The 10,303-nt window shown below is 69.2% G+C and carries 9 protein-coding genes; 7 read left to right on the forward strand and 2 right to left on the reverse strand.

Annotated features, from left to right (window positions below; all coding sequences use genetic code 11):
* The first annotated feature begins 1 nt into the window (after position 1).
* Both VE172_RS05845 and VE172_RS05850 read left to right on the forward strand, forming a co-directional pair.
* Positions 2-1,522 carry an FAD-dependent monooxygenase gene (locus VE172_RS05845; protein WP_324798482.1) on the forward strand — a complete coding sequence of 507 codons (1,521 nt, stop codon included), beginning with the start codon at positions 2-4 and terminating at the stop codon, positions 1,520-1,522.
* Positions 1,519-2,340, forward strand: a complete 822-nt coding sequence (locus VE172_RS05850; RefSeq protein ID WP_324798484.1) for an alpha/beta hydrolase — start codon at positions 1,519-1,521, stop codon at positions 2,338-2,340. Before VE172_RS05845 ends, VE172_RS05850 begins: the two co-directional genes overlap by 4 nt.
* Here the strand turns inward: VE172_RS05850 and VE172_RS05855 are convergent.
* Positions 2,337-3,602 (reverse strand): MFS transporter, encoded by a 1,266-nt coding sequence (locus VE172_RS05855; protein ID WP_324798487.1) that lies wholly within the window; start codon positions 3,600-3,602, stop codon positions 2,337-2,339. The two genes, VE172_RS05850 and VE172_RS05855, sit on opposite strands and share 4 nt — an antisense overlap.
* Before the next feature lie 290 nt (positions 3,603-3,892).
* On the opposite strand from VE172_RS05855, the gene VE172_RS05860 reads away from it, so the two are divergent.
* From VE172_RS05860 to VE172_RS05870, 3 genes are all read left to right on the forward strand, one after another.
* Positions 3,893-4,645, forward strand: coding sequence for a phosphoglyceromutase (locus VE172_RS05860; protein WP_324798490.1), 753 nt, complete (start codon positions 3,893-3,895; stop codon positions 4,643-4,645).
* Positions 4,646-4,785: 140 nt separating this feature from the next.
* A complete protein-coding gene (locus VE172_RS05865; RefSeq protein WP_414715067.1) occupies positions 4,786-5,943 on the forward strand; it encodes a sensor histidine kinase in 1,158 nt (385 codons plus the stop codon).
* 12 nt (positions 5,944-5,955) lie between these two features.
* Positions 5,956-6,636, forward strand: a complete 681-nt coding sequence (locus tag VE172_RS05870; protein ID WP_324798496.1) for a response regulator transcription factor — start codon at positions 5,956-5,958, stop codon at positions 6,634-6,636.
* Between the two features lie 18 nt (positions 6,637-6,654).
* Here the strand turns inward: VE172_RS05870 and VE172_RS05875 are convergent, their stop codons facing one another.
* Entirely contained in the window at positions 6,655-7,854 is a 1,200-nt protein-coding gene (locus VE172_RS05875; RefSeq protein ID WP_324798498.1) for a hypothetical protein, read from the reverse strand.
* Between the two features lie 256 nt (positions 7,855-8,110).
* Between VE172_RS05875 and VE172_RS05880 the strand changes: the two genes are divergently transcribed.
* Positions 8,111-8,986 (forward strand): ABC transporter ATP-binding protein, encoded by an 876-nt coding sequence (locus VE172_RS05880; protein ID WP_324798501.1) that lies wholly within the window; start codon positions 8,111-8,113, stop codon positions 8,984-8,986.
* A complete protein-coding gene (locus VE172_RS05885; RefSeq protein WP_324798504.1) occupies positions 8,983-10,146 on the forward strand; it encodes an ABC transporter permease in 1,164 nt (387 codons plus the stop codon). Before VE172_RS05880 ends, VE172_RS05885 begins: the two co-directional genes overlap by 4 nt.
* Positions 10,147-10,303 lie beyond the last annotated feature (157 nt).

Raw genomic sequence — 10,303 nt, forward strand, 5'->3', positions numbered from 1 at the left:
GATGGACGCACCGGTGGTGATCGCGGGAGCGGGCCCCAACGGGCTGATGCTGGCCGCCGAGCTCGCCGCGCACGGGGTCACGCCCGTGGTGATCGAGAAGCTGACGGCCACCAGCCGCGAACCGCGGGCCAACGGCATGGTCGGGCAGGTGGTGCGGGTGATGGACCAGCGCGGCCTGTACGAGCGGTGCACGGGGCAGAGCGCGCCCCCGCGCCCGCAGCCCCGGTTCTTCTTCGGTGCGATGCCCCTGGATCAGTCCGGAGTGGACCAGAACTCGCTGTACACCATGGGTGCCCCGCAGTACAAAATGGAGACCGAGCTCCAGGGGTGGGCTCGGGAGCGGGGCGTGGAGGTGCGACGCGGACACCGGATGACGGGGCAGACCGACGACGGCGAGGGCGTCACCGTGGAGGTGACCGGCCCCGACGGCGCCTACTCCCTGCGCGCCGACTACCTGGTGGCGGCCGACGGCGGGTCCAGCCCGACGCGCAAGGCCCTGGGCATCGAGTTTCCCGGGGCCACCGCGCCGCTGCTGTCGCGCGTGGCCAACGTGCGCATCCCCCGGGAATGGATCGGGCCCGACGCGTCGCTGCGGGTGCCCGGGCGCCCCGTCGTGCCGCACGGGTGGAACCGCACCGACAACGGGCTGTTCGTGTTCGGTCTGACGAACCCCGAGGCTCCGGTGGTGGGCACCAACGAATGGGTGGAGGACCCGTCCGATCTCGACACCCCGCTGAGTCTGGAGGAGCTGTCGGACAGCGCGGAACGGGTGCTGGGGTACCCGATCCCGCTCCAATGGCCCGACGGTGACGGACCCTACTTGCGGCGCAAGAACTTCGGCGTCAACACCCGCCTGGCCGACCGTTACCGCGTGGGGCGGATCTTCCTGGTCGGCGACGCCGCCCACGTGCACGGCGCGGCCGGGGGACCGGGGCTCAACCTCGGCATCCAGGACGCGGTGAACCTGGGCTGGAAGCTGGCCGCCGTGCTCACGGGCCGCGCCGACGCCGCGCTCCTGGACACCTACGAGACCGAACGCCGCCCCGTCGCCGAGCGCGTCATGACGCAGACCCTGGCGCAGCAGGCGTTGTCCGCGCCGGGGCCGCGGGTGACGGCGCTGCGGAAGGTGTTCGGCGAGCTGCTGGAACGCCCCGACAACGCCCAGTTCGTCGGGGATCTGATGTCGGCCGCCGACACCCGCTACGACATGGGGGGCGCGGACCATCCCCTGGTCGGCGGCTTCGTCCCCGCGTTCACGCTGGACGACGGGCGCGGCGTGGATCGGCTGCTGCCCGCGGGCCGCGCGGTCCTGTTGTGCCTCAACGGATGCGACCTGGAATTGCCAGTCTGGAAGGACACGGTGGAGGTCGTGCGCGCCGAGGTCTCCGACGCACCCGCGGCCGCGCTGCTGATCCGCCCCGACGGTTTCGTCGCCTGGGCCGGCGACGACAACGACGACACGGGCCTGACCGAGGCGCTGAACACCTGGTTCGGCGCACCCACCCTTGAGGAGCAATTGTGAACGAAACCATGGGGGCGCTTGATGTCCCCGGAGCAACCCTGTACTACGAGAAGCGCGGCAGCGGGCCGCTGCTGGTGTTCGTGGCGGGGGGCAACGGCGACGCGGGGCCCTTCGGCGGGGTCGCCCGCATCCTGGCCGACCGTTACACCACGGTGGCCTATGACCGTCGCGGCTTCTCCCGCAGCCCCGTGGACGGTCCCGTGGACAACTCCCAGCGCGTCGCCACCGACCTCGCGGATCTCGCCGCGCTGATCGACGAGCTGGGGGGCGAACCGTCCTATGTGTTTGGCAGCAGCTCGGGCGCGATCGTGGCGCTGAACTTCCTCAACGCCCACCCCGACAAGGTGGCGAAGGTGGTGGCGCACGAGCCGCCGCTGTTCTCGCTGATCCCCGAGGGCGAGGAGATCCGCCGCACCATGGACGGCGTGTACGAAACGTTCCGCGCCAAGGGCTACGCCGCGGCCATGGGCGAGTTCGGCAAGGCGATGGGCATCGGCGGCCAGCGCCCGACCCCCGGCGGCGACATCCCCGCGCCAATGAAGGAAATGCTGGCGCGCATGGAGCACAACCTGCCGTTCTTCCTGGAACACGAGCTGCGGGTCTACACCGGAGCCGTCCCCGACCTGGACGCGCTGGCCTCCCGCCGCGACCGGATCGTGCTGGCGGGCGGCGAGGACTCGCGCGAGTTCCCGCCGTACCAACCGAACAAGGCGCTGGCGAAGCACCTGGACCTGACGATCCAGGAGTTCCCCGGCGACCACGCCGGCTACGGCCCCAGGGCCGCGGAGTTCGCGGCGCGCCTCGCCGAGGTCCTTTAGGCGGCGGCGGGTTCGAGCTCGGCCGCGTCGCCGCGGACGGGCTCGGGCTCGCGCGCGGCCGCCAATCGGCGTTCGCGGGACGGCTCGGCCAGCAGGTTGCCGACCGCGGCCAGGACGCCGATGCCCGCCACCAGGAACCACCAGGTGCTGCCCAGGTACTGCAGGGCGAAGCCGCCGAGCGCGGGGACGATCAGCATGGACGCCTGGAACGACAGCGCGAAGGTGGCCTGGTACCGGCCGCGCATGTCCACGGGGGACAGCTCGGCGATGGTGGCCATCTGCGCGGGCGTCTGCAGCATCTCGCCCAGCGTCCACACCACCACGGCCGCCATGAACAGCGCCATCGACGAGACCATGCCCGTCACCGCGACGCCGACCGTCCAGAACATCGACGCCAGGATCAGCACGCGGGTGTGGCGCCTTCCCTTGACCAGCTTGGGGATGAAGAGCTGCCCGATGACGATCACCACGCCGTTGACGGCGATGACGACGCCGTACTGGGTCTCGCTGACGCCCACCGCGTGGGTCTGGAGCGGCAGCAGGCCGAACAGTGAGGTCTGCATGAACGCGGGCAGGAAGCTCAGGCCCACGAAGGCCAGGAAGACGCGGTCGCGGGCGATCACCCGCAGCGAGCCGCGCGGGCGGGCGCCCTCGGCGCCGCCCGGCGCGAGGGCGGGGCGGCTTTCGGGCAGCTTCCAGGCGATGACGGCGATCGCCGCCGCCACGGCCGCGGCGTTGATGCCGAAGTTGAGGCGGAAGTCCACGGCCGCGGCCAGGCCCGCCAGCAGGGCGGCTCCCGAGAAGCCCACGTTGATCGCCCAGTAGTTCAGGTTGAACGCGCGCACCCGCTCGGCGGCGGGGACGATGTCGGTGATCATCGAGGTGAACGCGGGGCGCGCCGCCTCGCGGGCGGCGGCCGACAGCGCCATCAGGATCGCGATGGAGACGGTGGAGGTGAAGAAGATCAGCGCCACGAGGGTGACGAAGGTGAGGATGTGGGAGGCCAACAGCATCCGCCGCCGCCCCCAGCGGTCGGTGAGCACGCCCGAGATCTGGTTTCCCAGGATCGCTCCGACCCCGCTGAGGCTCACCATCACGCCGACGGTCGACAGTGGAAGTTGACGCGAGATCGCGAGGTACAGCGTCATGTAGATCTGCGCGAAGGAACCCAGGCGATTGATCAGGGTGACCGTCCACAAGTGCCAGAAGGCACGTGGGAGCCCGCCCGCCGTTTCGGTGAGCCAGGCGCGGACCGTCCGCATGATCGACCTCCGGGGGGGGGTAAGGGGTTGGTCGGACAACGTTCATTACACGTCAGGTGGGGTCGGAATGTCGCGTCCATTGGCCGTGTGCTTGCTCACCGGGCATGACGGGCGCCACGTCCGAATATCACTTGTGGACGCAGCAATGTGTCCAGCATGTGGACACTCGAGGAGCCCGCGTTCGGGCGCGGGCGACGAGGCCGACACCGCCCGCGGTCACATCGGGCGCCCAAAGGCGGCTTCACGGGTCGGCTGGTGCCGCGACGATCGGATCGGGCAGGATCGGGGACATGACTGCGACCCTGGTGCTGCTGCGGCACGGCGAAAGCGAGTGGAACGCCAAGAACCTGTTCACGGGCTGGGTGGACGTCGACCTCACGGAGGCGGGCGCCGAGGAGGCGCGCCGCGGCGGTGCCCTGCTGCGCGAACACGACCTGCTGCCCGACGTCGTCCACACCTCGGTGCTGCGCCGCGCCATCCGCACCAGCGAACTCGCCCTGCACGCCTGCGACCGCCACTGGATCGAGGTGAAGCGCTCCTGGCGCCTCAACGAGCGCCACTACGGCGCGCTCCAGGGCAAGAACAAGGCCGAAACCCTTGCGGCGTACGGCGAAGAGCAGTTCATGACCTGGCGACGCTCCTACGACGTCCCGCCGCCCGTCATCGAGGCCGACGACGAGTACTCCCAGGTCGGCGACCCGCGCTACGCCGCCCTGCCGCCCGAGCTGATGCCCCGCACCGAGTGCCTCGCCGACGTCCTCGACCGCGCCCTGCCCTACTGGTACGACGCGATCGTCCCCGACCTGCGCGCGGACAAGACCGTCCTGGTCGCGGCCCACGGCAACTCGCTGCGCGCCATCGTCAAACACCTCGACGGCATCTCCGACGCCGACATCTCGGGCCTCAACATCCCCACGGGCATGCCGCTGCGCTACGACCTGGACCCCGACACCATGCGGCCCACCACGATCGGCGGCCAGTACCTCGACCCCGAAGCGGCGGCCGAGGCCGCCGCGGCGGTCGCCAACCAAGGTCGCAAATAAGGCCACGTGCTGTTCACCTCTTATTCACTTTCTGCTCGCGCGGAAGAGGACGGCGTGGTTACGATCGAGCCGTGACCTCCACCAATCCGCCACCACGCGGACACGCCCCGCGGCGCACCCATGCCGCGGCGACCTTCGCGGTGGGCCTGGCAGCGGGGGCCGCCGGGGCGGCGGCGGGGTACGCCCTCAACCACCGACGCGCCGAACCCGCGGCGGAAACCCTCCTCGGCGCCGAGGCCTTCGCCCGCACCAACGCGGGCGCCTGGGCCAAGGTCTTCGACGCCCTGCGCACCGGGGTGTGCGTTGTGGACGGATACAACGAGATCGCCTACGCCAACAATGGCGCCGGGGCCCTCGGCTTCAAGGCGGGCCAGAGTCTCCACCCCGACTCGCTGCGCGGCCTCGCCGACCACGTCCGCGCCACCACCGCGCCCCGCCAGGTCGAACTCGAACTCGGCGACGCCGACGCCCCCACCGCCGTGCGCATCGACATCGCGCCGCTGCCCGAGGACCACGTCGCCGTCGAACTCACCGACATCACCGAACTCCACCGCGTCGAACGCGTCCGCCGCGACTTCGTCGCCAACGTCGGCCACGAACTCAAGACCCCGGTCGGCGCCCTCCAGCTGCTGTCCGAGGCCCTGGCCGACGCCGTCGACGACCCCGCCGCCGCCGCCCGCTTCACCACCCGCATCCAGCACGAGTCCACCCGCATGGCCCGCCTGGTCACCGAGCTGCTGGAACTGTCGCGGCTCCAGGGCGCCGAGCCCCTCCCCGCCCCCACCACCGTGTGGATCGACCGCGTCATCACCGAGGCCATCGACCGCAGCCGCACCGCCGCCGGCGCCAAGGACATCTCCCTGGTCCGCACCGGCCGCCGCGGCCTCGCCGTGTCGGGCAGCGAGAACCAGCTCGCCACCGCGCTGGGAAACCTCGTCGGCAACGCCATCGCCTACTCCCCGGAGGCCACCACCGTCACCGTCGACACCGCGCTGGACGGCGACACCGTCCGCATCAGCATCGCCGACGAGGGCATCGGCATCGCCGCCGAAGACCAGCGGCGCATCTTCGAGCGCTTCTACCGCGCCGACCCCGCCCGCTCCCGCGCCACCGGCGGCACCGGCCTCGGCCTGGCGATCGTCAAACACATCGCCGGTAACCACGGCGGCCAGGTCGACGTGTCCAGTATGCCCGGAAAGGGGGCAACGTTTACCTTGGCGTTGCCTTCAGTAGCCGCGCAAGCCGACAGAACTGCACCACACACGGGTGAAATTGACGCCAAGGTAACGGAAGACTAAGGAAGGTCCACAGTGACTCGCGTGCTTGTCGTCGAAGACGAGGAATCCTTCTCGGACGCCTTGTCCTACATGTTGCGCAAGGAGGGCTTCGAGGTGGCGGTGGCCGCGACCGGCAGCGAGGCCCTCAACGAATACGACAAGGCCGGTGCCGACATCGTCCTTCTCGACCTGATGCTGCCCGAGAAGTCCGGCACCGAGGTCTGCCGCGAGCTCCGCTCCACCTCCAACGTGCCCATCATCATGGTCACCGCCCGCGACAGCGAGGTCGACAAGGTCGTGGGCCTGGAGATCGGCGCCGACGACTACGTCACCAAGCCCTACTCGCCCCGCGAACTCGTCGCCCGCATCCGCGCCGTCCTGCGCCGCAACGCCGAGCCCACCGACCCCATGGTCACCGTCCTGGAATCGGGCCCCGTCCGCATGGACATCGACCGCCACGTCGTATCGGTCTCGGGCAACGAGATCCCCTTGCCCCTCAAGGAATTCGAACTCCTCGAGATGTTCCTGCGCAACTCCGGCCGCGTCCTCACCCGCGGCCAGCTCATCGACCGCGTCTGGGGCGCCGACTACGTCGGCGACACCAAGACCCTGGACGTTCACGTCAAGCGCCTGCGCTCCAAGATCGAACGCGAACCCGGCCGCCCCCGCTACATCGTCACCGTCCGAGGACTCGGGTACAAGTTCGAGTCCTGAGCCGGGCGCATCCGGGACCTAGCTCAGGGACTCAAACCACCTGACGACCTTCGCGGTGCCGATCTGGTTGGTCTCCAGGTGGGCGTGGTCGCCGAGATCGTTCAGTCCGACATCGACGCCTTGCTTGGCGAACTCGGAACGGCAGTAGCGGCTGTTGGACCCGGGGACTTCGGCGTCACCGGATGCGAAGTACAGGCGGGTGGGGGCCTCGGACGCCGCGTCGGAGCAGGTGCCGTCGGCGACCTCGAGTGCCCTGGCGAGATTGCCGGTCGGATGCGCGATCATGTCCTTGGCGTGCTTGGTCAGCAGCTTGTCGGGCGTGTCGGGCAGCGCCGCGACCACGTCCTGGGGGTCGTGCTCGCCATCGAGCAACGGGGGGACGGTCTTGTCGTACGGCGCGGCGAACACCTCGGAGGGGTCGCCGTAGATGTCGTTGGTTCGATCCCAGGACACGAGCCAGTAGGCCAGGTAGACCGTCGCCTCTTTCGGCGAGATGCCGCCCGAGGTGGCGTCGCGCAGCCATTGGCTCCAGTGGTACGCGCCGCTGATCGGCGCCAACGCCCCCACGGTGAACCAGTCGTCGCCGCCGTTGTCGAGCGAATCGGCCAAACCCGTCGCGGCGGAAGCCCCCTGGGAGAACCCGGTGATCATGACGTCGTGACGGAGCTGTCGACCATGGTGGGTGGTGTATTCGCGGGCGGCACGCAGCATGTCCACCGAGGCCGTCGTTTCGGACGGCACGTCCATCCACGGGTGTGCGCCGTCCCCGGTGCCCATGCCGACATAGTCGGGTGCCACCGCCGCGAAGCCGGACGAGCCGTAGGTCACCGCGGGCGCGATGTCCCAGGTGTCGGTGCCCGTGGAGGGGGCGCTGGATTTGGCCAGCTCCGTGCCGTGGGCGTAGGAGACGGCGGTGAGCTTGCGGGAATGGTTGTCCGGCAGGGCGAGTAGGCCGCTGGCGGTGACGTGTTTCCCGTGCGGATCGACGGTCCGATACTCCAGCCGATACAACTCCACATCGTATTCGAGCGAGTCGGTGGCGAAGCCGGCCTTGTCGAGGGCGGCTTTGGCATCGCCGACCGACATGGACCGCAGGTGATCCGCGGACACCAGGGTTCCGCGCCCCGCGTGCCCGGCCTTGGCCTGTGGGTCCGCCCAAGCGAAGCTCGCCGACACGCCGAGCGCGGCAACGGCTCCCGCGACGACCACGGCGGTCATGCTTCGGCGGATCGACGTGCGCTGAGGAGCACTTCCATGATTGGTGCGGGTCACTGTGGTCTCCCGTTCGAGTCGGCGGATGATGTCGCAAGTTTCGTCGCGACAACCCCTCATCCACATCGGGGATGACCCCGAACTCGTCCCTGACGGTCGTTCGAGAGGATGACGGGCGGCGTCCCAAATTCGTTATCTAGGTTGAGCAACGCCGCTGCCAGCGGATCTAGGGTGTTTTCCATGACTTACCTGGGAGCACCCGATGCTTGAGATTCGTAACCTTCACAAACGCTTCGGCGACACCGTCGCGCTGGACGGGGTCACGCTGACCGTGGAGCCCGGGCAGATGTTCGGGTTCGTGGGCGCCAACGGGGCGGGCAAGACCACGACGATGCGCATCGCCATGGGGCTGTTGGAGTCCGACGCCGGGGAGGTGACCCTCGACGGCGGGAAGATCGGCTTCGACCAGCGCGTCCGGATCGGATACATGCCCGAGGAGCGCGGGCTGTACCCGAAGATGAAGATCGGCGAGCAGATCACGTACTTCGGGGAGCTGCACGGGATGACGCCCGCGGTCGCCAGGCGGGCCACGGACGAGTGGCTGACCAGGCTGGGACTGAGCGAGCGGGCGGGGGACTTCGTGCAGGACCTGTCGCTGGGGAACCAGCAGCGGGTGCAGCTGGCGGTGTCGCTGGTGCACGAGCCGAAGGTGCTGATTCTGGACGAGCCGTTCAGCGGGCTGGACCCGATCGCCGTGGACACCATGGCGGCGGTGCTGGTGGAGCGGGCCCGGGCGGGGGTGCCCGTGATCTTCTCGAGCCACCAGCTGGATCTGGTGGAACGGCTGTGCGACTCGGTGGGGATCATCTCGGCGGGGCAGATGGTGGCCGCGGGCACCGTGAAGGAGCTGCGGCAGAAGGGGAACCGCAAGCTGCGAGTGGTGTTGGAGGGGGCCGACCCGTCGTGGGCGGACCGGCTGCCGGGTGAGGTGGTCAATGTGGCCGATGGCGAATGGGTCATCGACTCCACCGACGACGATCAGAAGTTGCTCGCCGCCGCGATGAACGCGGGACGAGTCGTCCGTTTTGGCTTTGACGAGCCGAGCCTCGTCGACGTTTTCCGAGAGGCAGTGGCATGAAGGGCCTGTTGATGGTGGCTCGGCGGGAGATTCTCGTCCGAGGCAAGTCCAAGAGCTACATCGTCGGCGTGTTGCTGATGTGCGTGGCCGTGATCGCGCTGACGCTGGTGCCGAAGCTGCTGGGAGGCGGGGACTCCTACACCGTCGGGGTGACCGGCAAGCAGTCGACGGAGTTGTCGGCGGCGCTGTCGCAGGCGGGCAAGCACTCCGACCTGGACATCACGGTCAAGAAGTACGGCGACGTCGACGACGTCAAGAAGTCCATCAAGGACGGAAAGACCGACGTCGGCATCGTGGACAACAAGACGCTGTTGTCCGAGGCGAACCCCGACCAGAAGCTGTCGGTGGTGCTGGACGCGGTGCACTCGACCATCGCCCTGCGCGGGCAGCTGCACGACGCGGGCCTGAACGACAGCCAGGTCACCAAGGCGATGAGCGTGCCTGCTCTGGAGGAGAACCACCTGGGCGGCAAGGACGCCGAGGCCAAGGCGATCATCGCGTACATCCTGGTCATCGTCCTGTTCTTCATGGTGATGATGCCGACCATGTACGTGGCCATGGGCGTGGTGGAGGAGAAGAGCAGTCGGATCGTGGAGATCCTGCTGTCGTCGCTGAAGACCTGGCAACTGTTGGGCGGCAAGATCCTCGGGCTCGGGGTCCTGGGCTTCATCAACCTCGCGGTGCCGATGAGCGTGGGCCTGCTGGCGGGCTCGGCGACGGGATCGCTGAGCGCGCTGCCCGCGGGGCTCATCGGGTACCTGTTGATGGCACTGGGCTGGTGGGTGCTCGGGTTCGCGTTCTACGCGTCGATGGCGGGCGGCCTGTCGTCCATGGTGTCGCGGCAGGAGGACATGAACTCCGCGATCGGACCGCTGACCATGCTGATGGTGGCAGGCTACGTGGTGGCGTCGATCCTCGTGTGGACGCCGACCGCGACGGCGACGCGGGTGCTGTCGTTCATCCCGCCGTTCTCGATGCTGATGATGCCCGTCCGCTCGGTCGTCGGCGACGCCGCCGTGTGGGAGCAGGTGCTGTCGGCGGGAATCCTGGCGGCGGCCGTGGTCGGGATGCTGGCCCTGGGCTCCACCATCTACAAGCGCAGCGTGATGCGCACGGGCAGCAAGGTGAAGTTTAGCGAGATCTTCACACGAACGGCCTGATCCGGATCGGACGAAGAATGCCTCGAGCCCTTGGGCTCGAGGCATTCTGTCGTTGCGGCGGCGGGACCTGCGGCGGCCACGCGCTGGGCGGCGGTTACGGCACCTGCGGCGGCCACGCGCTGGGCGGCGGTTACGGCACCTGCGGCGGCCACGCGCT

The sequence above is a fragment of the Stackebrandtia sp. genome (assembly GCF_035643755.1).
GTDB lineage: Bacteria > Actinomycetota > Actinomycetes > Mycobacteriales > Micromonosporaceae > Stackebrandtia.

Coding starts and splice junctions, on each gene's coding strand:
- VE172_RS05845 (WP_324798482.1), top strand. CDS start 2: ATGGACGCACCGGTGGTGATCGCGGGAGCGGGCCCCAACGGGCTGATG.
- VE172_RS05855 (WP_324798487.1), bottom strand. CDS start 3,602: ATGCGGACGGTCCGCGCCTGGCTCACCGAAACGGCGGGCGGGCTCCCA.
- VE172_RS05860 (WP_324798490.1), top strand. CDS start 3,893: ATGACTGCGACCCTGGTGCTGCTGCGGCACGGCGAAAGCGAGTGGAAC.
- VE172_RS05875 (WP_324798498.1), bottom strand. CDS start 7,854: ATGACCGCCGTGGTCGTCGCGGGAGCCGTTGCCGCGCTCGGCGTGTCG.
- VE172_RS05880 (WP_324798501.1), top strand. CDS start 8,111: ATGCTTGAGATTCGTAACCTTCACAAACGCTTCGGCGACACCGTCGCG.
- VE172_RS05885 (WP_324798504.1), top strand. CDS start 8,983: ATGAAGGGCCTGTTGATGGTGGCTCGGCGGGAGATTCTCGTCCGAGGC.